Raw genomic sequence first — 22,469 nt, 5'->3', positions numbered from 1 at the left:
CGTCAAATATTCGGCGATGAAATCAAATACCTGAATGGAAAGCGTAGTGAATGGCGATGTGCAAAGTGTGGTAAGTTTAAATATGGAAGATATCTAACAGAGCTTTAAGAAAGCAATACGGGAAATTGAACAACAACGAGCCTCGCAATAGCGGGGCTTTTTAATTAATAGCGAGAGATGAAATGACAGATAAAGATATTGAAAAAGAAATCCAAGCCAAAGGTAAAACAGCAGCGCGTATCACGCCAGATCACATTGAAGGTGTAATTGCTAGTGAGCATTATTTTACAGCTAAAGATGGTGTTATCGGTGTTCATGCTCCGACTGCAAAGCGCTACCCAGAAGATAGTGAGCTTCCAGAGTCATTGGGCATTCTTACTTTCTGTGTTCTGGTTCTGAGTAATGGCTTTACTGTTACAGGTGAGTCGGCATGTGCAAGTCCTGAAAACTTTGATGCAGAAATTGGGCGCAAAATTGCACGACAAAATGCCGTTAACAAAATCTGGATGCTTGAAGGTTATTTGTTAAAGCAAAAGTTATCTGAAGAATAACCCCGACAAGGTAACAGGAGGTAATCCTTCTTGCTGACGGGTAAGCCGTAAGTGACCAAAGTAACGTAGTGATACGTGATGATGGTTGCGAATAACTTACATAGATAAGGTAACTAAATGAAAGAAATTACACCCACACAGAAACTGGCATTAGATATTTACCGATTAGTTGGTAAAGACTCATCAGCTACTCAGGCAGCAATGGAATTTATTGGTGATAGTGAAATTAAGTTTGAGCTATTCAAGGATATGTACAACACCTGTCAAACTGAATCTCAATTCTTAGCCCGTGCACAGAAAGCCGTCCGAGAAGTAAAGCAGATACTAGACCTATTTCCGAGCTAGTTAATTACACAGCTCATTTACGAGTGGGTGGATAATTGATTAAAGGTCTTGCGATTTGATGTACAATCAACGCAAAGGAGGGGATTATGAATAATAGATTTGCACCGCCAATTCCACCACAGCAGTGGGGTTTTGTTTTCCCTAGAAGCGAGCAAGAATACATTGAGCAACAAAACTTCATTAGGGAGCAGTACGAAAGAAATACAGGGGTTAGGATTAACAACCAGTCTCTTGATTCTAGCAAGATAGAAGAAATATCTAGGCTACAAAATCCTTACAAATAACAGGTCACTTCGGTGGCCTTTTTTATTGCCAATTACAAAGCCTATTTGATGAATTGGTTTTCTAATTGATTAAAGGGGGATATATGGCAGATGATTTAAATGAGCAACAAACAAGATTCTGCCAAGAGTACATTGTCGATTTAAACGGTACTCAGGCAGCAATTAGGGCTGGGTATAGTGAAAAGTCAGCCGCACAGATAGCAAGTGAAAACCTTAGAAAACCTCATATTAGGTCGCACATAAAGACGTTAGCAGCAGAGCGTAATGAGGCTGTTGGTCTAAGTTCTCAGTTTGTCATTGAGGGAATAATTAAAAATATTCGTCGGTGCGAACAAGGCGAGAAGGTTACTTATCCAAATGGCGATCCTGTTCTGCATGAAACGGACGATGGAGAGTTAAGCGCTGTTTATCGTTATGACTCATCGGCAGTGCTAAAAGGTTATGAGCTTCTAGGTAAGCACCTCAAGCTATTCACTGACAAGGTAGAGCATTCTGGCTCAATTGAAACAATGTCAGACGAAGAATTAAATGCAAAGTTGGCGAGGCTAATAAATGGATCAGTTAAATCGTGACCAGAAACTAGAGCTTATCGCTTTACTAGAAGAAAAAGCCCGCCGCGCAAATGTCTATCGATACAAAACCTATTACGAAACTCGCTACCCTTGGCAGAAAAAATTCATTGCGCTTAGTGTTGAATATGCACAGGTTGGATTAATTGCCGCCAACCGCGTTGGAAAAACAGACACTGCGACCTATATGGATGCTGTCCATGCCATGGGTGATTACCCTGATGAATGGGAGGGTTATAGGTTCGACCACGCACCGCTTGTATGGTGTCTTGGATATTCTGGCGAAAAATGTAGAGACTTATTACAAGCGCCTATCATTGGTAGGAAAACAGATAACGGCTGGCAAGGTGGATTAATACCGAGTGAGTTAATTGTTGATACTGAACCAATGGCTGGTACGCCTAACGCTGTTCGCTCTGCATACATCAGACATAAATCAGGTGACTTAGCAAAGATTCAATTCTGGTCATACTCTCAAGGTCAGCACGCTTTAATGGGTGATAGTGTTGATTGGTTTCATATCGATGAAGAACCAAAAGACCCTACTATCTATCCGCAGGTGTTAACTCGCACCGCAACAGGCGATAAAGGTCGCGGTGGTCGTGGCATTTTGACGTTTACACCAGAGAACGGTAGGACTGATTTAGTTATCGGCTTTATGGATACTCCATCATCTGCTCAAACATGTATGAATGTTGGATGGGATGATGCGCCACACTTGAGCGAAAAAGTTAAAACTGAATTACTGGCTTCGTTCCCGCCTCATCAGCGTGATATGCGAACTAAGGGTGTTCCGATGCTCGGTCATGGTCGTATTTATGACTTTGGCGAAGAGTTTGTAACGTGCGACCCATTCCCTATCCCTGAGTATTGGGCTGTCATTGATGGCATGGACTTTGGTTGGGATCACCCTCAAGCGCACATACAGCTAGCTATCGATTTAGACAATGATGCCTATTATGTTACTAGGGCATGGAAGGCTAGTAAGACTTCACCAGCTGAAGCGTGGGGCGCTGTAAATAAGTGGGCTAAAGATATTCCTACCGCATGGCCACAAGATGGATTGCAAACTGAAAAAGGCTCTGGTTTACAGCAAAAAGAATATTACGAAGATGCAGGATTTAAGATGCTTAATGATCCTGCTCAGTGGCCTGATAAATCCCGATCTGTTGAGGCTGGTCTATTTGAAATATATGACCTAATGAGAACGGGACGATTTAAAGTTTTCCGTGGTTTGCGTGATTGGTTTGAAGAATACAACTTCTATCATCGCGACGAGAAAGGAAAGATTGTTAAAACTCGTGACGACTTACTTGATGCTACTCGATACGCCTACATGATGCGCAGATTCGCAAAACGATTTGGCGAGATAGGAAAAGTTAAGCAGCGAGTAATTCCCGCACCGATTAGGCCGATTAGGAGATAACAATGGTCGATAGAAACGAGCGGCTTGAGAAAATACTTCGCAAATTCGACCTCGATTACTCTGCATCTGAAAATGCCAGAACGGAGGCGAGAAACGATTTATTCTTTAGTCGCGTTAGTCAGTGGGACGACTGGCTTGAAAGCTACGTCACATTGCAATATCGAGGGCAGTTTGATGTAGTGCGCCCAATGGTTCGTAAGCTAGTCGCTGAGATGCGTAAGAATCCTATTGAGGTTCAGTATCGACCAAAGGATAACGCGCCAGATGATGCCGCTGATATTCTTATGGGCATGTATCGAACTGACATGCGAAACAATAGCTCAAAGATTGCTGTTAACGTGGCAGTAAGAGAGCAAATCGAATGTGGTTACGGTGCTTGGCGACTCGTCACTGAATATGAGGATGATAACCCAACTAGCAATAATCAGATTATCCGACGCGTTCCAATGCATGAGTCTTGTACTCACGTTATCTGGGACTGTAACGCTAAGGCAATGGATAAGGCGGATGCTAAGAATTGCACCATAATTCACGCGATGAATATTGATGGATGGGAGGCATTCGCTGAACAGTACGGGCTTGACCCTGAAATTCAGCCATCATTCCAATCACCTAACAATGATTTATTGTTCACTTGGTCGAGTGGGAAAACAATTCATATCGCTGAGTATTATGAGGTTGAAGAAAAGAAAGAGTTAGTGTTTGTCTATCGTGACCCGCTAACTAATGATCTTCAAACTTACTCGGCAAAAGAAGCGAAAGAAAAGATTGATGAGCTGGCAAATGCTGGTTATCAGAAAGTAGGTGAGCGCAGAGTTAAAAAGCGTAGAGTCTATAAGTCAATCATCACTAGCACTGGCATTCTGAAAGATAAAATGCCAATAGCTGGCGAGCACATACCGATTGTTCCTGTGTATGGCGAATGGTCATTCTTTGATGATAACGAGTTATACGAAGGTGTAGTTAGGTTATCGAAAGATGCTCAAAGGCTGCGTAACTTTATTTTATCCAAGTCTGCCGACACCGCTGCAAAATCACCTAAGAAGAAACCTTTCTTTTTCCCTGAGCAGATAGCAGGGTATGAGCACATGTTTAGTGGTGAGGATGACTACCCTTACTATCTACTCAATCGCACTGATGAAAATAATGCTGACCTGCCTCCTTCACCTGTTGCTTATATGGAGAATGCAGAGGTTTCACGAGCTGACGCACTGCTCCTAGAGGTTGCAACGGAAGCGGCTAAATCAACTGCTCGTGTCGGTGTCGATACTGAGGCGGCTAATGGGCAAGTGGCGTTTGATACTGTTAACCAGCTCAATAGTCGCATCGATTTAGAAACGTATGTGTTTCAGGATAACTTAGCTATCGCAATGCGCCGTGATGGTGAAATCTACGCATCAATAGCTGCTGAGATATACGACACTCAACGCACGGTAACAACTACCGCCGAGGATGGAGGAGAGAATCAAATCGAATTAATGCATGAGGAATTAGACTTCAGCAAAGGCGAAATGGTTACTCACAATGATATCCGAGGCAAGTACGAAACGTTCACCGATGTAGGACCATCTTTTCAATCACAAAAGGATGCAGCTAGAGCAGAAATAAGCGAGCTGATCACTAAGGTTCCACCTGAGCATCCTATCTGGAATGTAATGATGCTTACTTATGCAAACATGCTAGAAGGTAAGGGCATTGAGACTATTCGTGATTACGCTAACAAGGAGCTAATTACTAAGGGTCTGAAGAAACCAGAAACCGAGGAAGAACAACAATGGTTGATGGAAGCTCAACAAGCCGCACAGAGTAACCAAGACCCAATGGCAGAAATGGCAAGAGCTGAAACAGTGAAGGCTCAGGCTGAAATGCAAAACTCACAAAACAGAATGATGGAAACGCAAATCAAAGCGTTTACAGCGCAACAACAAGCGCAAGAGTCACAAGCTAATACCGTTTATAAAATGGCTCAAGCTAGAGATATAGACGAGAAAGCTGTTAGAGAGGCTATTGATTTACTTAGTAGACTATCACAACAGCAACAACAAAATATTCCTACCGACAATAACGTCGAGAATAATCCTCAATCCATGTAAGAGAGTTAAATATCATGAGCACAACCACCGAAATTCAGAATCAATCTGAAGAATTAGTCCTGTCTGGCGATCAGGCGGCGGCATCCGCAGATGGCTTAGTTATCGATAATGCCAACGGTAACGCAGGACAAGAAGAAGGCTTCGACATTGTACTGAAAGACGATGAGAAAACGCAGGAAGATAAGCCTAGCAATAACGCAATACAAGCAGCTAAACGTATCGCTCGCAAACGTCAGCGAGAAATTGAGCAGCAAGTGCAAGCTATTGAGAATGGTCAACTTCCTGATAATTTGCGAGTTAATCCTGAATTGCCAGACATGCCTAAGTTAGATGATTTCTTATCTGATGAGGCGCTGGAGAAATATAACTACGACACCCACAAAGCTACGGCCGCATTTAACGCTGAGTTGCAACAGTGGCAGATGAAAGCCCTTGACGCACGAAGCAAGGCTGTAGCGGATCAGGGTCGTAAAACTCAGGAGTTTACGCAGCAAAGCCAACAAATCGCTAACGCAATGAAGGCGCACTATGATGCGGCTGAAAAACTCAACTTACCTGACTATCAGGAAAAGGAAGATTCTGCATTGCAAGTATTGCCACAAGGTGTTTATGAGGCAGTCGCAACAAACTTCCCAGAGAAATCAGCCGCCATCATTTACTACCTAGGGTCTAACCCTGAGAAAGCGCAAGAGTTGTTTAGCAAAAACCCTGTTCAGGTCACTATCGAACTAACTCGATTAGCTGATCGTTTAACTCTCAAGCCTCGCGGCACACAACGATCATCCGCACCACCTGCCGACGAACCAATTAGCGGTGATGTTTCAGCGGCAAATGTCGCGGCATTACAAAAGCAAATGGACGACGCAGCAAGTAAAGGCGATGTGCAAAAGTACCGCGCTATCAAGGCTAAATTACAAGGAATAAAATAATGTCTTTAAGTGAAGGTCAAATCATCACCTATATGGTTGATGAAGTAGTAAGTACAATTGAAAACAACTGCCCGATGGCTCAGCGTGTTAGTCATTACACGCCTCCAGCAGGGGACATGCAACGCTCACAAAACACTGTCTGGATGCCAGTAGAGCAAGAAGCACCAACTCAGGCCGGATGGGATTTAACTGACAAAGCAACCGGTATTTTGGAGCTGTCTGTTAAGTGCAACCTCGGCGTTCCTGATAATGACTTCTTTGGCTTGCGAGCTGATGATACTCGTGATGAAACCTCATTGCGCCGTCGTATCAACGCTTCTGGTCTAAAGTTGGCAAATAACGTAGAAACCTCTATTGCGAAGCAAGCTGCCGAAACAGCATCATTGATTGTTACTGATATTGATCATGTATCTGCTGAAAATAAAGCGTGGGATATGATGTCTGATGCTGAGGCACTAATATTCTCTCGTGAGTTAAATCGCAGCCAAGGTTTAAGCTACTTCTTTAATGCTGACGACTACAAAAAAGCGGGCATGACATTAGCTGGAAAAGATATGTATGGGCGTATCCCAGAAGAAGCATACAAGTCAGGAACTATTCAGAAACAAGTCGCGGGTTTTAATGATGTGCTTCGATCACCTAAGCTACCGACTATGTTAGCGGCTACGGCTACTGGGGTAACAGTTGATGGCGCTCAGAAGTTTAAGCCACAAGCGTGGAAATTAGATGCTGATGGAAATCAGGAAAACGTTGATAACCGTACTGCTGTTATAAAAGTTAGTGATGGATCAGCATTTAAGCGCGGCGATAAAATCAGCTTTGCTGGAGTTAAGTTTATCTCTCAAATGGCTAAAGACCTGCTAACTCAAGATGCTACGTTTGCGGTTGTTGGTGTTGATGGTAACAACTTGACCATTATGCCCAAACCAATTGCACTTGATGATGCCGCACTTAAACCAGAGGAGCGCGCATACGCCAACGTTAACACATCATTAGCATCAGGCGCGGCAATTAGTGTTATTAACGTAAAAACAACGAAGTCGAACGTCTTCTGGGCTGATGATTCTATCACCTTACTGTCTCAGGCTATCCCTCTTAATCACGCATTGTTCAGCGGTATGAAAACGGAGTCATTCAGCATCCCATCGGTTGGACTGAATGGCGTTGTAGCTTATCAGGGTGATATCAATACCTTTGAAGGAAAATGTCGTATTGCTGTTTGGTATTCAGCATGCACTAAGCGCCCTGAAGCTGTTGGCGTTGGTCTTACTGGCCAAAAATAAACCTCGTTGTCACACTGGGAGCTTCGGCTCCCTTTCTTTTTTTGGAGATTATTCATGAGCACGATGCTTTATAAGGCTGATGGTAATGTAAAAATCTGGGGTATGAGCCTTCAGATTGTCACTGTCAGCGATGATGAAATTGAAGATTATCTAAATGATGGTTGGCATAAAAACCCAAAAGATACACAAATCTTGCCAGAGCCAGAAAAGAAACCCGCTACCAAGAAAAAGGCGGTGAAAGATGCAGATAACAACGAAGGGTGATTTAGTCATCGCGGCACTGCGTAAACTCGGTGTCGCATCGGATGCCACGCTAACCGATATTGAGCCTCAGTCATTAGAAGATGGCGTAGTTGATTTAGAATCAATGATGTACGAATGGTTTGAAGATGGAGCAGGAATTCACACTGGCTATAAGTTCGCTGATGAAGATACACCGATCGACCAAGGTGATGAGCACGGACTGTATAAGCAAGCCATTAACGCCGTTATCTACAACCTAGCCACTCGCATTGCTCCTGACTATCAAATCACGCCACTTGATAAAGTCATTACAACAGCTCGTTATGGCAAAGAAAGACTGATGCGTAGCTGTGCAATGAAACGAGCAAAAGAAGCCAGAGCGCACCATCCAAACGGATTCCCTATTGGTTCTGGTAATCACCTAGCAACCATGAACGGATATCGATTCTTCCATAGGAGTAAACCACATGCTAAGGATTCAGATCCCTCTTGCTAGAGGTTTACGCAAAGACCCGCACACGGCTGATTATATCGATGGTTTGCCAGTTAATATGCTGGCAACACCGAAAGAAGTATTGAATGCCGCTGGTTATCTTCGGTCATTCCCTGCGCTGGTAAAACTTCGTGATGCTGACGGGGTGTCGCGAGGCGTACAATTCAACACGAAAAATGGCACTGTGTATCGTGTGTGTGGCGGTAAGTTATATCAGGGTGCAAATGCCATAGGTGATATTCAGGGTAAAGATAGAGTGTCACTGGCACATTCTGGTGTGAGTCAGGCTGTGGCGTTTGGCGGTAAATTAAAACTTTATCGTTACGATGGTGAAGTTAAAGAGTTAACTAACTGGACTGAAGAGGAAGTAGTCAAAGAGGGCTACACTCGTGATGTTAAAAAGTGGACTCACAAAGCTGGTAATGATGATTTTGTATCGCTGACTAAAGATGATATCGACGGTTCGTTAACGCTGAAGATAACCCCAAAGGCATCAGATGGTGTTGCGGGTGAGGTTATTGAGATACCCGAGTATCAATTTGGCGCTAAAAAGTCACAAGATAAACCTGAAACAGAAAAGCCATATCTAACGGATGTTATCGTTAATGGTCTGAAGCGCACAGGGAATAAAATCACGATTGAATACAAGTTCAATTACGATAAAACGATACCCGATAACACAGTTAAACCAACTGATACGACTGAATTTTTAATGACTCAGGAAGTGCTAGAGGTCGTTAACAAATATCCTCAGTACGACTTAGGAGAAGTTATCGACGTTGCTCGTAATCGTGGTCGTTATATTTGGCTGCAGAAGGGCGGCGCTCGTTTTGGTATAACTGACATTGAGGACGAATCAAAGCCTGATAGGTATACGCCATTCTACACAGCTGAATCACAGCCTGACGGTATCATTTCTGTTAGCTCTTGGCGTGACATGGTTATCTGCTTTGGTGCTTCAACTATCGAATACTTCTCATTAACTGGTTCTACATCTGCAACTCAACCAATTTATGCAATGCAGCCCTCATACATGGTGCAAATGGGTATTGCTGGCCGTGATGCCAAATGCAAGTTTGGCGATTCATACGCATTTATCAGCAATCCAGCAAACGGCGCACCGTCTGTCTATTTACTTGGTTCTGGTAATGCTAGCGCAATATCGACAGCAAGCATTGATAAGATTATCCGCACATATACCGCTGATGAGTTATCAGGCGCTGTTATGGAGTCCGTTAAGTTTGATGGTCACGAGTTGGCAATCATCCACTTACCACGCCATACACTTTGCTTTGATGGCACAGGTAGCCAGCAATATCCGCAATGGTGCATTTTGAAAACTGGCTTATACGATGAGACATACCGCGCCATTGACTTCATGTATGAAGATAATCAGATAACCGTTGGTGATAAAAAGGCTGGCCTAGTCGGCAAGTTAGCCTTCGATAAATCCTCACAGTACGACCAACAAGCTGAGCACATTTTATACACGCCAATGGTGAAAGCGGATAATGCACGTATTTTTGACCTAGAACTCGAAGCATCAACGGGTATTGCTCAAATAGCTGATCGCCTATTTCTATCTGCAACTACAGACGGTATTAACTTTGGGGCAGAGAAAATGCTAGACCAAAACGCACCATTTCGTTACGACATGCGCGCTATCTGGCGCAGGGTTGGCAGGGTGAGAAAGAATATTGGTTTCAAGATTCGCGTTATCACTAAGTCGCCAGTAACTCTTTCTGACTTGTCTATGAGGGTTGAATGATGGCTAATGAAAATCTATCAACCCCTATTGAAGTTCAAGCGGCTTATATCGTTCCTGAGATACTACCGAGTAACTTTGGTGCGGTGTATACACGTATTGTTCTTAGTGGCGCGGAGGATATGGCTAAGGTTGCAGGGCGTGCGAATGAGGCTGGAAACGAGGCGTATCAAGCTCAGTTACGGAATGATGAGCAGGATATCATTCTTGATGACCACGAACTGCGCTTAAAGTCAGCAGAAGAAACTCTAGAGCAGCACACTGCACAGCTAGCCAATCACGAAACACGCATTACCGCAGCAGAAGAAAAAATAGTTGACCATGAAATAAGAATTGAAGCAGCCGAAGAACGCCTAGACGACCATGAGGAGCGATTAACTACAGCAGAGAGTGATATTGACTACCTTGCAGAGAAGGTGTCTGAAATCGACGCTGATTACGTCTCATTGGGTCGCACAACTACGCAAACTTTAGCTTCTCCTGTCTCTGTCAAAGAATCGTACTCTGTTAACGGTGTGAAAGTTATAGGAACTCGCGTTACTGGCTTCACCGCTTCAACAGGAACAGCTTCAAAGTCTGGCATCAATGCCAGTCAAACTTACAGCGTAGGCGCTACTTACTCACAAGCTGAAGTTAAGGCAATCTCTGATGCTCTCACAGAAACTCGTAAATCACTCAAAGCGCTGGAAGATATGGCGCGGTCGCATGGATTAATCGATTGAGGTAATCATGATCACATTCAAACCAACGAGAAATATCGACTTGATTGAAACGGTTGGAAATCACAAAGATATTATCGCGGGCAGTAATAATGGTGATGAGTTCGATTACAATGCTAACCAGAAATACTTTGAGGTTAATGTTCACGGTCAATTTGGTGGCATCGTGTATTACGAAGAAGTACAGCCGATGACGTTTGACTGCCATGCTATGTATCTACCAGAAGTAAGGGGATTCAGTAAAGACATTGGCCTAGCGTTTTGGCAATTCATTCTCTCAACAACTCATGTTCAATGTGTTACCTCATTCGCTGCTCGTAAGTTTCGGCACGGTCAAATCTACTGCACGATGATTGGCCTTAAACGAGTTGGCACTATCAAAAAGTATTTCAAAGGCGTTGATGACGTCACCTTCTATTCAGCAACTCGCGAAGAACTAGCCGAGTTCATCAGTAAATAACGGAGTTAACAATGGCTATCGGAAATATTTTTGCACTAGGCAGAAAGCTGCATGGTGAAGAACCTCTATTCCCTGAAGGTGGAGGTGGGAAAGGTGGCGGTGGTAGCAGTGGTTCAGGTGAACAGGCCGCAGCAATGAAGTATGCAACTGACAGACAAAACCAACAGTTTGAGAGGGTTATGAATGGGCTTGCTCCATTGACGCCTCTTGCTAGTCAGTACATTAACCAATTACAAAATCTTTCTTCCCCTGAAGGCCAATCTCAAGCATTGAATGGTTATTACAACTCGCAACAATTCAATGATTACTCAAATCAGGCGAGATACCAAAACCTAGCAGCGGCCGAAGCGATGGGCGGCTTAGGTTCAACGGCCACAAGCAACAGTCTAGCTTCAATTGCTCCTGCACTTGGTGAAAGCTGGCTGAATGGTCAAATGAACAACTATAACAACCTAGCAAACATTGGCCTTGGTGCGCTTCAAGGTCAAGCAAACGCTGGGCAAACATTTGCAAATAACGCTGGTCAATTGGCACAGCAAAACGCAGCTTTAGCCGCTGCAAATGCTAATAGACCGTCTGGCTTTCAGAATGCTATTGGTGGCGCTTTCGGTGGTGCTGCATCTGGAGCCGCGTTGGGTAGTATCGTACCGGGTTTAGGTACTGGATTTGGCGCTGCAATAGGCGGTGGTTTAGGTTTATTAGGGAGCTTATTCTAATGGCTACATGGAATCCAAATATTAATTCAGGCGGGTTCCTTGGTGGAATCGGTCAAGTAAACAGTAACGCACCTAGCGCTAGTGACATCAACCCTACTCTTGGCCTTATTCGTGAAAATAACGACCTGCAACGTTCTGGTGCTAATAACTGGGGCTTGCAAGGTCTTGCTGGATTATCTGGCGTTGCTCAGGTTATGAACGAACAAAAGCAACAAGAACGCCTGAAGGAGTTCCAAGGTAAATGGGGTCAGGCATACGCCAATGGTGATAGAACGGCAATGCGCCAATTGATGGCTGAATATCCAGATCAGGCTGAGCGTATTACAGGCGGTATGAAAGGCATATCAGATGATGTTAGGGAGTCATTGGGAAACCTATCATCAGGATATAGTCTAGCGGTCAAATCTGGGACTGTAGAAGATTACGCCCGTAAGAATGCAGATGAATTTCGCCGTCTTGGTATTGATCCGCAAGGTGCTGTAGATATGGCATTGAATGACCCAAAAGCAGCCATGGAACTTGCAGACCATCTAGGGTTATCGTCGCTTGGCATCGATAAATATTATGATGTTCGTGACAAGATGGAAGGTCGAGTAATTGAGCGAGATAAGCTGGCCGAAACTGTTAGAAGTAATCAGGCTAGCGAGGCTAATCAAGTAAGGGGACAAAACCTTAGCTATCAGTCAGCTATGACAGGTCATAGTATCGCGGCTCAGAGATTGGCATTAGATAGAGAAATAAGGATTGCTGAAACACAAGAAAAGGTTCTTGATCGCAAATTACAGCGTGAGAAAAACGAACTCGAAAGAGAAAAGTTACAGCAACAAATCGGAGAGGCTAGGGAAAAGTCAGCGGCTGCCAAGAATGAAAAATTAAATTCAGTAGTCGGAAGTCTTGATACATTAACATCCGCATTAAGTGTTGGTGCTGAAATTCAAGCTCATGTAGATGAGCATCCAACGGTTGTTTCTAGGAATCAAGGCGGTCTGTTGGGGCATTTTCCTAATCTAACTGATGATACCAAAACCCTATCTGCCAAGACTGATGAATACAATATGAAAGTTATCTTGCCAGCGTTAAAAGGCACTGTGGGAGCAAACCCTACAGAGGGCGAAAGGGCGGCATTGTTGCAATCATTTAACAATATGAAAAATGCACCATCAGAGGAAGAGTATTTAAGGGAACTGAATAAGTCACAAGACGTAATCATTGGTATGCAGAAGCGGCAAATAAAGAGTCTTGGCATTCCTGTAACAAAATCAAGTGATGAGGAAACTGATGTTAAAATGTTATTGTCAGACCCTTCCTTAGTTGGTGAATACATCAAAACCTATGGATATTTACCTGATGATTACTACAAGTTAAAACGTGGTGGTAAATAATGACGACTGAAACTAACGATAGAATCGCTTCATGGGAAGAACGAAGGAAACAGTTTTCTGGTGGTTCGCAAGCAAATCAAAGCCAAGAGCCGCAAGCGCAGTCAAATTCATGGGAAGAAAAACGCAGGCAATTCTTAGAAGCCAACCAGCAACCGCAATTATCTGATGCGCAAATGGCTAATTTAGATATTCCAACGGATGAAATCTTAGCCTATCACAACGCGCAGAAGCCACAACAGCAACCTGAAATGGGCAATCCAGTTGTAGAGGCTGGTAAAGGGTTGTTATTAACTGGAACTAAAGTTGCTAATATTGTGCCAGAGATGGCTGATACTTTTGCATCATTTGGCTCATGGGCTGGTCAGGCATTTGGTGGTGACGGTACATATCAGCCAGCACCTAGACTACAATTGCCTGATGAATTACAACCTCAAGATCCATATGCAAAATTAGCCGCTGAAATTGGTCCATATCTAATTCCGTTGCTAAGTCAGGAAAAAGCAGCGTTAGCACTAGCAGGAACAACAAGCAAGCTTGAACGTGCCGCCGTTCGTGGTGCTGATATGGTTGCCGAGAATACAGTAGGCGCTTTAGCTCAAAATAGCGACAAAGATAACGCAAGTAGCCTAGCTACTGATTTAGGAATGGGTGTTGCTGGTAGTGGCATTGCTAGGGCTGCGGCTCCATTACTTAAAGGTGCTTACAATACTGTTGCTAGTAAGTTTGGTAAAGAAGCGCAACAGGCAGCTCAACAAACAGCACAGCAAGCGGATCGCGTAGCTTCGGGAAATTCACCTGTAGGGGTGGATAATGCAACAATAGCAGCAGTTAATAAGCAATATGATGATGTTGCTGGGGCTTTTAGTCACGATAAAGAATTAACGAATGCGGCAAGGACTCTAGGTATTGAGCCAGAGCAAATGTTTGATGCTTATTTGACTAAAAATAAAGCAGGACAAGAGTTTCAGACTCAAATGGCTTTAGTCCCTGATAGTGAGTTTTCTGTTATTAGACGAGACTCACTAACTGCTCTTAATGACAGTGCCGAAAATTTGCTAAATAACTTAGGCAAAAGAAACCTGTCAGATATGGACGATGCTTTAGTCGGGAGATATAACTCCACAATCAAAGGATTAAAAGACCAAGAGAAGAAACTATATAAAAGCGTTAGCAGGGCAGTGCCAAGCAGAACTCCTGTTAATGCTGACCTGACGGAAATTCAGTTAAATAAGTGGGCGGATGACCGTGGCGGTTGGGAATACTTATCACCAATAGAAAAAGAAGTTTTTGAGGCCGTAGCTCCTTTAGGTGGCGCTAAAAATAGCGGAGGGTTAACTTATGACCGCCTTGATTATTTAAGAAAAAGAGTAGGGAAAGAGTACGATAAAGCTAGCACTGTTTTTGGAAACGAAAATGAGTCAAGAATGAAAATGCTATATGCTTCACTGTCTGATGACATGCATGCCATAGCAAACAAATTTGATGTTGGCAATGAAGCTAGGTTAGCCAAACAGATTGGTGCTCAACGCTTTAAAGTTCAAAAGGCATTTGAAAACGTTGCAGGAAAAGGGCTGGATAAATCCATAACCAATCAGGTGACTAGCGCAATATCAAATTTAGCTAAAGGTGAAAGGGCGCAGTTTCACAAGGTGATGAATGCCATACCTGAGAATCAAAGGCAGCAAGTAATAGCCACGTCTCTAAATGATATTTTTAGTAAAGGAACCCAAAAATCATCAGATAATATGTTTACTGGAATGGTTAACACTTGGGCGGCGATGAAAGACAAAGGCACAGAAAAAACTCTTTATCGATACCTATCGCCAGAGGCTAGAAAGTCATTAGAATCAATGTACTTACTGTCTAAAAACGTCAAAGATGCGAATACATACTGGAAACCAACTGGTGTAACAGCTAGATTCACCGAAAAATTCAATGACAATATTGGATTCTCAGGGAGAATGAACTACATAGGAGAGTTGTTATCTGGTGAGCGTGGAGGATGGATAGGTAAAACACTTGCATCACTGGCGGCTGCTAAAACTGGTGGCGGTTCATTCATTGCCTCTCAAGCCTTAAAGCAAACGTCTGGTAACGTAAAGGGTAGAGGTTACAATGCGGTAACGGAAATGATGACCTCACCAGAATGGAAAAGGCTTGTTATGTCATCAAGAGGCTCGCCGCAAGCACAACAAGCCACCGTTAAATCAGTGGAGGAAAACATTTCAAAATCAAGATGGTGGAGGGAGATATATAACAAACTTCCAGCAGATGAAAAGAGGAATGTTGCAAGACTTGGTATTATTGGGTGGTTTTCAGGTGAAGATGAAGGGCTATAGCCCTTCTTTTTTAATATGAACTATTACAATTAACGTTATTGCCTAACTTATAACAGTTGGTTGATATATTTCCATGCTGTTGAGCTGGAGGGTAGTAAATATCAGGCCTATTGGCTTTGTTCTGTATCGCTTGCATCGTCTGTAATGTTTGATAGTTTAGCAAGCCCTGCTGGATAGCTTGACCTTGCATTGCTGAATTGTAAGCTTCTTGATTCTGTAGCGCGATATAGAAATTTTGTAACTCCAATCTTGCTTGTGTTTCTGTTATTTCACCAGCATCTACTTTTTCGCCGAGATATTTTGCGGCTAAAATATACATTTTTACTTGTGGTGAGTTAGCCATTCTTGAATCTGACAGAACGGAGTTATTGAGACATGTTGCAACTTGCGATAATTTTTCGTTTTGAATTTCGCATTTATTCTGATAATCACTAACTTTTGCGCATCCAATCAAGAGGAAGGGCAATAAGATAATAAATTTTTTCACCATCACCTCGTTATTTGTTTATAGTGGTGCCATATTTATACATATTAATGAATGCATCAGCGTACTTTTTTGCTCCTTCAGGAGATACAAATCCTTTCGATGAAAAATCATCATACATCATGTTCCATAATTTCTCTGTATCATAATCCTTGTCAGTTATTCCTCGCTCACAGAAGGAGATTAGATCGTTTATTATTTTAATTTCAGTTTTACTTAATTTACTTGGGTTATCCCCCTGAGAGCAGATAAAGTAGAGTCATAAGTTATCAATTTAGAAAAATAAATATTCGTTGCCTTCTCAGAGCACTTAACGCTAGAAGCTATTGAGCTAAATACTGGGAAAAGTAAAAAAGAAAAAATAAGTAACTTTTTCACCACAACCTCACAATTGTTTATTTTTTATCATTATATAGTTTAACTAATGTATCATAAACGGCTTTTTTGAACTCTTCAGCTTGTATCGCAGCTTGATGCTCAGCATTACTTTTTGGCTTTGATGACGCGGAGTCAACGGCTTCTTGTAAGATCATAACAATCTCAGAGTTTAGAGACCTACCATTCTGGGCAGCTCTGACAGTTAATTTTTCTTTTAAGTCATCGTGCATTCTCACACCGAACGGTGCAATGCTTCTCATGCCTTTCATATTAAATCCCACTGTTGCATGTGCGTGATATCACAGTGTAGTGAAATTTTTTTTGACTTAATACTCTCACCGTGTAATTATAATGTAATTGAAATGGAGGGTTTAAAATGAAAGTAAGGGATATAGCGCCATTTGGCGTAAGAATGAAACCGGAGTTAAAGGAAAAGCTAAAAGAATTAGCTGAAAAAGAAGGTCGCTCTCTTAACTCAGAGATTATTCAGCGTTTAATGAGGAGTATTGAAAATGAAGAGGCCAAAGCATGAGTATATGGTGTGATTTTTGCTGTAAAAATAACTCAATTACAAACCAAGGTATGATTTTTGCGACTAGCAGCAAAGGCGGGATGAACGTTAACATGTGTGAACACTGCATCGTAGAAACTGCAAATGCATTGAAAGAGAGAAAAAATAGTGAAGCCCCAACTGCGGGAACAGGTGAGGCTTCGGATTTGTCAGGAACTAAGGAGTAACCGACATGAATACTATATCAACAATTAACGTACCTTTCCACGGTAACAATTTATGTATCGTAAATTATAACGGTGAGCCATATGTACCTATGAAACCTATTGTCGAGGGGATGGGGTTAGATTGGATGGGGCAGTATAGAAAGCTAACTCAGCGCTTTTCTAAAGGTATAGAGGAAATGTCTATACCCACAAAAGGCGGTGAGCAATCAATGATTTGCCTAGCTCTGCGTAAACTTGCTGGCTGGCTTCACACTATCAGCCCTAACAAAGTTAAACCTGAAATCCGCGACAAAGTAATCCAGTATCAAGAAGAATGCGACGACGTACTTTATGAGTATTGGACTACTGGCGAAGTTAAGGCTAAACACAAGTCAACGGTTCAGGAACGCAACCCATTAAAGAACGCTGTTAATCTACTGGTGAGCAAAAAGGGCATTATGTACCCCGAAGCATATTCACTGGTACATCAGCAATTTAATGTTAGCGGAATTGACGAGCTAACAGCCGACCAGATACCAATGGCCGTAGAGTATGTTCACAAGCTAGTGATGGAAGGTGAATATATTCCTAAGCAGGACGAGTTACCTTTATCAAATCAGCAAATAACAGATGATGAGTTAATCACTCTTTGCTGGCAGTGGAATTACTTATCGCTGTGTTGTGCAGCCATGAGCGAGGTTTACCCGATACTTCATGCAGCAGAACATAGATTAGAGGGAAGATATTACGATATGCCTAAAGAGGCTAGCAGGGCGAATGGTGAGATAAGAAAACTACTTGATAGATTAACTCGCCACATCGAACCAAAGCAAACAGACAACTCTAGAATTCTAAATAGATTAAGATTGGATTCATTGCCAGCTTAACCGCATAGCCCAAGGATGGGCTAACAAAACCAACCACGCCGCTTAATTGCGGTTTTTTTACGTCCTAATTTTAACAACACACCAGATTAACACTGGTGCGACTACTCACGCTTGGAGAAAGCAATGTCAGATATTATCCCTAATGTCGTCGTCTCGATGCCTTCGCAACAATTCACTCTCGCAAGGAAATTCCAAGCGGCGAGTAATGGCAAAATTTATATTGGTAAGATTGATACCGATCCGACCATTCCAGAAAATCAAATCCAAGTTTATTTGGAAAATGAGGGCGGCAGCACAATTCCTGTCGCTCAGCCGCTAATCATCAACCAAGCTGGATTTCCTGTTTACAACGGTCAGATTGCTAAGTTTGTGACAGTGGAAGGTCACAGTATGGCTGTTTATGACAGCTACGGAGCGCAACAATTCTATTATCCGAATGTGCTGAAGTATGACCCTGACCAGTTAGATAAAAAAGCTCAATACGGGTTCAAGTCAGTGGAAGATATGAAACTTATATCCCTGCAGATTGGGGTGACCGTTTCTCTTGGTGGGTATTATAGAAACATAGACGCTCAGCACTTTCGAGTTATCAGTGATACCGATGATGGCACTGGCGTTCAATTAAGCAACGGGTTGTGGGCTAATATTATTATAGATGGTGATGCCTGTGTGGATTGGTTTGGGGCTAAAGGTAATGGTATTGATGATGATTGGTGGGCGATAGATAAGGCAATCAATGCATCTTTATCGACGGAATACCAAGGAGATTGGGAAAAAACATCGAGAAGAAATCCTAAATTCAATGTTAGATTAAGTCGCCGATCTTACCGCATAACAAAGCAAATATTACTCCCTCCTTATATGAAGTTTTATGGAATGGGTTCGCGTTGGTATTTTTCAGGCTTAACGCACAGCGTCTTAATTCCAGACTTTGAAAACCCATTACAGTTTGCAGTGCAATCAGCGAATTACCTTGTGGACACGGGTGATTTGATTGGTCAGGGTTACTTCTCTGGTGTTCTTTGGTTGGATACAAAGAAAATGACAGCGACACACGGTATTGTTACCTATGGCTACAGCATAGAGCCCAAGAATCAAATTCTAGGCGGCGTTAGATTAGTAGGAAGCCCTACATCAGAGGTCTATGATATCTTCGCGAACAAAATAGACTGTGGTGTTATTTTAAACTGCTCATGGTGCAGTAAAGTTGATGTTCGGACTGAGCACATTAAATTTGGCGTTTATTCTGGACAAGACGGCAACAACTCTCACGTTGACGGATATTATACAGGAGGAACGGGTACACCATTAGCTGGGAATCCATACCTAAACCCGATTGAGTCTTTAGACCCATCAACCGGATTATCAACTCAAAAAATATCCGACCCTAACTCTAAAATTGGTGCTATTTTTTACTGGTCGCAGGGGACAACAAGCACAAATCTAACCAGCGAAGGGAATGACCATTCTCTGGCTGTTGCTAAAGGTGCCGCAGATGTTCGCTGTCTTTACACGGAGAAGAACAAAGCGAGCTCTGTGGTTGGGTACAATAGCCAATTGACGATTGGGGAGATAACAGGTGCCAATGATGAAAGCACATTTTGCATGGGCGTCAATAATGATTGGACTCTTGAAAAAGACACGCAAACAGGTGTATCCAAACGTTTTAAATATGTCGATACATTCGGTAATAGAATAAAAGTGCCGCTGGCATTCAAAGAGTATACACGAGGCATATGTGTTGATGGGCATGATTTCAATATTGTCACTGTAAACTCAACATCAGGGAATGATGATTATGTCGGCACGCCGACTTCGCCCGTTAAGACAATTGATAGGGCATTGGAGCTATTGCGCATAACCTATACAAAATCAGACAGGGCGTTAACGAATACGGGCGCAAGACGGATAATCATATCAGACTCTGCGTCTTATACGTTAAGTTACGGGAATCAAATGCGTGGCGGGGAATTAGAGATAGTCACAACAGCAGCAAGTAGACCAACAATTTCATTTAATGCGGGTTTGCGGTTGTACAATATCGATGTAACTAGTACGGGAATTAACATGAACAGGCCAAATGTTGACTATGGTGTTTATGACCAAGGTGCATTTTGGCTTGAAGGTGGGGTAGTTAATTTAAATCTCGGGAACGCTAATATCAACCTAGCCAAGTATGAGTTATCAAGTTTGCGTGCTGGGTTCTCTGGTATGGTCACACTGAATATGAATAACGTTTCTTTATCGGCTCCTGCTGACTCCAGTATCATTCACCAAGCCTATCAAAATAATGATGGACACTTAGTTAACGTATTTAAGTTTAGCACAACATACAGTGGTGGAATTGAGTCACGCTCTGACAAAGGGTTGAATATCCCGACCAATCGGATTATCCACACGCTAGGCGTTTATTAATTATATAAGAGGAAAATCACTGTGACGAGTTGTGCCGAAATTGTGACGCAAAAATGAAAGGGGGATGATGGGACGTGGTTGGGGCGTTCAAGTTTAAATGTGATTGAACGACTTTAAACAACTTTGAATTACTTTATCTTCTTTGTAGCTTGTGAACACTGAAAGAGACTGTAATTAACTGATTATAAAGTATTAATTCTACGCTCTTCTAAGCCGTAGGTCACAGGTTCGAATCCTGTAGGGCGTACCATTCTCAAGTATTTCAAAGTCTACAACAGTCTATAAAACCCTTATAAAATCAGTTATCACAAGAAATCATAGTATTCCAAGGTCTAGTCACGTCTATTGAAATCTACAACTATGTGGGGGCATAATTGGGGGCATTACCCCGTTCAATGAAAATCGGTGCCCCCAGATGAAGCTAACAGCCAGACAAGTAGATACTTCCAAGCCAAAAGAGAAAGCTTATAAACTTTCTGACGGTGGGGGCATGTATTTAGAAGTTGCTCCGAATGGTTCTAAGTATTGGCGTATGAAATATAGATATGCTGGTAAAGAGAAAAGGCTGGCTTTAGGCGTATACCCATCAATATCACTCGCACAAGCTAGGGCGAAAAGAGAAGAAGCCAAGCGCATATTAGCGTTAGGGGATGATCCATCGTTGGTAAAGAAAGCCGAAAAGCGAGAAAAAGAGTCTCAGGTCAATAATAGCTTTGAGAAAATCACGCTTGAATGGCACGACTATAAAAAGCCGAATTGGTCGCAAGGCTACGCTGATGACTTATTAGAAGCCTTCCAGAAAGATATCTTCCCTTACATTGGTAAAGCTAGCATTACAGAAATTAAGCCTCTAGACATGCTAGAGGTGCTTAGAAAATTAGAAAAGCGTGGTGTGAAACTAATCACTCTGCAATATTAAAAGCTGCCAATAATGATGATATATCCATTATTTTATCCAGCTCGGACGAGAAAGCTATTAGCTCAACTGTACTAAAAACAGAAAATGCTAAGATTAATTGTTATCCGGGAGATACTTGTAAAGCACGAGTTAAGTTTGATAATGGAGAAATAGGGGTTTTTGAATATGTGAATGTGACCATTGAGCAAAATGTTGCTGTTCCGGTAGAGTATATTGAATTCGCCAGTAAAATTAAAAATTCAGATGTGGTTTTTATCGAACTATCCATTGAAGGCAAAGGTACGCAGCAATTCAAATTCAAAACATCCGGGTTAAAGTGGAAAGTCGAGTAATTAACAAGTAATGCCATAATTGGCTGGATTCACTCAACGAGTTCAGCTATTCCTCGTTTAATCCTCATAAAGTTTCACTTCAACTCAACAGCCTATTTTTGATGAAATACTCATATTATTTCGGATTGAAAAACACGAGGCGCTCATGAGAAAGCAATCAAGGCATTACACCGATTCATTACCTGTCATTGGACATAAGACCATTGCGGCAATTAGAAAGCTAAACATCAACGGGCACGGCTTGAAATGGGACACTAGTGTAGGGAAGCTAGTTATCAGCAAGGACGGTGATAGATACATAGTGATTATCGGGGGTAAAAGGCTCTCATTATTGCTTGATACCACTCAGGCTGGCTATGGCGTTCGGTATTGGTATTTATGCCCTTGCTGCTATGAGCGCAGGGCTGAGCTGTATTTTAGCAGTAAAGACCTCGGCTGTAGAAAATGTTGGAAACTTCACTATGCTAGCCAGAGTGAAAGTAATCTTGACCGATTAAGGCGCAAGGTACGAGTAGGCCGCTTTGCTATTTGGGGTTACAGCCCTGATGTTAGCAACCTAACCAAGCATGTGTATTCTTTCGATAAACCCAAAGGCATGAGATGGGAGAAATTCAGGGAGAAAGTGGCAGAGCAGGCAAGATTAGAGGATTATTACTGGCAGGCGTTTATACCATTTGTAGACAAATTAACATCGGGTATAAAGATAACGATAACCTAATAAAACATTATGTTTATAAATA

Annotated in this window: 24 protein-coding genes and 1 pseudogene; 23 read left to right on the top strand and 2 right to left on the bottom strand. The window is 42.4% G+C overall.

Annotated elements, in window-relative coordinates; translation table 11 throughout:
• Window positions 1–182: 182 nt before the first annotated feature.
• The 16 genes from RB151_RS16085 to RB151_RS16005 all read left to right on the top strand — a co-directional run bounded on the left by RB151_RS16085 (window position 183) and on the right by RB151_RS16005 (window position 15,597).
• Window positions 183–551 carry a Gp49 family protein gene (locus RB151_RS16085; RefSeq protein ID WP_071548367.1) on the top strand — a complete coding sequence of 123 codons (369 nt, stop codon included), beginning with the start codon at window positions 183–185 and terminating at the stop codon, window positions 549–551.
• Window positions 552–668: 117 nt separating this feature from the next.
• Complete coding sequence (locus RB151_RS16080; protein WP_071548364.1) at window positions 669–896, top strand: DUF2560 family protein; 228 nt, start codon at window positions 669–671, stop codon at window positions 894–896.
• 86 nt (window positions 897–982) lie between these two features.
• Window positions 983–1,180, top strand: a complete 198-nt coding sequence (locus tag RB151_RS16075; RefSeq protein ID WP_071548362.1) for a hypothetical protein — start codon at window positions 983–985, stop codon at window positions 1,178–1,180.
• An 83-nt stretch (window positions 1,181–1,263) separates the two neighbouring features.
• A complete protein-coding gene (locus tag RB151_RS24410) occupies window positions 1,264–1,752 on the top strand; it encodes a terminase small subunit (RefSeq protein ID WP_071548360.1) in 489 nt (162 codons plus the stop codon).
• Window positions 1,733–3,175, top strand: a complete 1,443-nt coding sequence (locus RB151_RS16065) for a terminase large subunit domain-containing protein (protein ID WP_071548358.1) — start codon at window positions 1,733–1,735, stop codon at window positions 3,173–3,175. Before RB151_RS24410 ends, RB151_RS16065 begins: the two co-directional genes overlap by 20 nt.
• 2 nt (window positions 3,176–3,177) lie before the next feature.
• Window positions 3,178–5,268 carry a portal protein gene (locus RB151_RS16060; RefSeq protein ID WP_071548356.1) on the top strand — a complete coding sequence of 697 codons (2,091 nt, stop codon included), beginning with the start codon at window positions 3,178–3,180 and terminating at the stop codon, window positions 5,266–5,268.
• A gap of 14 nt (window positions 5,269–5,282) precedes the next feature.
• Window positions 5,283–6,197 carry a scaffolding protein gene (locus tag RB151_RS16055; RefSeq protein ID WP_071548355.1) on the top strand — a complete coding sequence of 305 codons (915 nt, stop codon included), beginning with the start codon at window positions 5,283–5,285 and terminating at the stop codon, window positions 6,195–6,197.
• The gene (locus RB151_RS16050) at window positions 6,197–7,480 is read left to right on the top strand and encodes a P22 phage major capsid protein family protein (protein ID WP_071548353.1); all 1,284 of its coding nucleotides are present in this window, start codon (window positions 6,197–6,199) and stop codon (window positions 7,478–7,480) included. The genes RB151_RS16055 and RB151_RS16050 overlap by 1 nt, the downstream gene beginning before the upstream one ends.
• Before the next feature lie 54 nt (window positions 7,481–7,534).
• Window positions 7,535–7,744, top strand: coding sequence for a hypothetical protein (locus RB151_RS16045; RefSeq protein ID WP_071548352.1), 210 nt, complete (start codon window positions 7,535–7,537; stop codon window positions 7,742–7,744).
• Complete coding sequence (locus tag RB151_RS16040; RefSeq protein ID WP_071548351.1) at window positions 7,722–8,219, top strand: packaged DNA stabilization gp4 family protein; 498 nt, start codon at window positions 7,722–7,724, stop codon at window positions 8,217–8,219. Before RB151_RS16045 ends, RB151_RS16040 begins: the two co-directional genes overlap by 23 nt.
• Window positions 8,191–9,984 (top strand): packaged DNA stabilization protein, encoded by a 1,794-nt coding sequence (locus RB151_RS24405; protein ID WP_081363966.1) that lies wholly within the window; start codon window positions 8,191–8,193, stop codon window positions 9,982–9,984. The genes RB151_RS16040 and RB151_RS24405 overlap by 29 nt, the downstream gene beginning before the upstream one ends.
• On the top strand, window positions 9,981–10,703 hold the full coding sequence (locus RB151_RS16025) for a phage tail protein (RefSeq protein WP_158516031.1): 723 nt from the start codon (window positions 9,981–9,983) through the stop codon (window positions 10,701–10,703). Before RB151_RS24405 ends, RB151_RS16025 begins: the two co-directional genes overlap by 4 nt.
• Window positions 10,704–10,710: 7 nt before the next feature.
• On the top strand, window positions 10,711–11,160 hold the full coding sequence (locus RB151_RS16020) for a DUF2824 family protein (RefSeq protein ID WP_071548347.1): 450 nt from the start codon (window positions 10,711–10,713) through the stop codon (window positions 11,158–11,160).
• 11 nt (window positions 11,161–11,171) lie between these two features.
• Window positions 11,172–11,876 (top strand): DNA transfer protein, encoded by a 705-nt coding sequence (locus RB151_RS16015; protein ID WP_071548345.1) that lies wholly within the window; start codon window positions 11,172–11,174, stop codon window positions 11,874–11,876.
• A complete protein-coding gene (locus RB151_RS23780) occupies window positions 11,876–13,258 on the top strand; it encodes a phage DNA ejection protein (RefSeq protein WP_071548343.1) in 1,383 nt (460 codons plus the stop codon). The genes RB151_RS16015 and RB151_RS23780 overlap by 1 nt, the downstream gene beginning before the upstream one ends.
• Entirely contained in the window at window positions 13,258–15,597 is a 2,340-nt protein-coding gene (locus RB151_RS16005) for a hypothetical protein (protein ID WP_071548341.1), read from the top strand. Before RB151_RS23780 ends, RB151_RS16005 begins: the two co-directional genes overlap by 1 nt.
• Window positions 15,598–15,607: 10 nt before the next feature.
• On the opposite strand, the gene RB151_RS16000 is transcribed toward RB151_RS16005, so the two are convergent.
• Together RB151_RS16000 and RB151_RS15995 are read right to left on the bottom strand one after the other, a co-directional pair.
• Window positions 15,608–16,087, bottom strand: coding sequence for a hypothetical protein (locus tag RB151_RS16000; RefSeq protein WP_094301217.1), 480 nt, complete (start codon window positions 16,085–16,087; stop codon window positions 15,608–15,610).
• A 389-nt stretch (window positions 16,088–16,476) separates the two neighbouring features.
• A complete protein-coding gene (locus RB151_RS15995; protein ID WP_071548339.1) occupies window positions 16,477–16,728 on the bottom strand; it encodes an Arc family DNA-binding protein in 252 nt (83 codons plus the stop codon).
• A gap of 107 nt (window positions 16,729–16,835) precedes the next feature.
• Between RB151_RS15995 and RB151_RS15990 the strand changes: the two genes are divergently transcribed.
• From RB151_RS15990 to RB151_RS15965, 7 genes and pseudogenes are all read left to right on the top strand, one after another.
• The gene (locus RB151_RS15990) at window positions 16,836–16,991 is read left to right on the top strand and encodes an Arc family DNA-binding protein (RefSeq protein WP_071548338.1); all 156 of its coding nucleotides are present in this window, start codon (window positions 16,836–16,838) and stop codon (window positions 16,989–16,991) included.
• Window positions 16,988–17,197, top strand: a complete 210-nt coding sequence (locus RB151_RS24400) for a hypothetical protein (RefSeq protein ID WP_071548337.1) — start codon at window positions 16,988–16,990, stop codon at window positions 17,195–17,197. The genes RB151_RS15990 and RB151_RS24400 overlap by 4 nt, the downstream gene beginning before the upstream one ends.
• A 5-nt stretch (window positions 17,198–17,202) precedes the next feature.
• Complete coding sequence (locus tag RB151_RS15980) at window positions 17,203–18,063, top strand: phage antirepressor N-terminal domain-containing protein (protein WP_071548336.1); 861 nt, start codon at window positions 17,203–17,205, stop codon at window positions 18,061–18,063.
• Window positions 18,064–18,186: 123 nt separating this feature from the next.
• Window positions 18,187–20,478: a phage head-binding domain-containing protein gene (locus RB151_RS23775; RefSeq protein ID WP_081363965.1), complete on the top strand. Its 2,292-nt coding sequence runs from the start codon at window positions 18,187–18,189 to the stop codon at window positions 20,476–20,478.
• Between the two features lie 415 nt (window positions 20,479–20,893).
• A pseudogene (locus RB151_RS15970) lies at window positions 20,894–21,373 on the top strand (tyrosine-type recombinase/integrase); the annotation flags it as partial.
• 191 nt (window positions 21,374–21,564) lie between these two features.
• Window positions 21,565–21,729 carry a hypothetical protein gene (locus RB151_RS23365; protein ID WP_158516030.1) on the top strand — a complete coding sequence of 55 codons (165 nt, stop codon included), beginning with the start codon at window positions 21,565–21,567 and terminating at the stop codon, window positions 21,727–21,729.
• 145 nt (window positions 21,730–21,874) lie between these two features.
• On the top strand, window positions 21,875–22,447 hold the full coding sequence (locus RB151_RS15965; RefSeq protein WP_071548335.1) for a hypothetical protein: 573 nt from the start codon (window positions 21,875–21,877) through the stop codon (window positions 22,445–22,447).
• The last annotated feature ends 22 nt before the right edge of the window (window positions 22,448–22,469 follow it).

Origin of the sequence: Providencia rettgeri (genome assembly GCF_001874625.1) — a bacterium.
GTDB classification, from domain to species: Bacteria; Pseudomonadota; Gammaproteobacteria; order Enterobacterales; family Enterobacteriaceae; genus Providencia; species Providencia huashanensis.
This window is presented reverse-complemented; position numbering and strand designations above follow the sequence as displayed.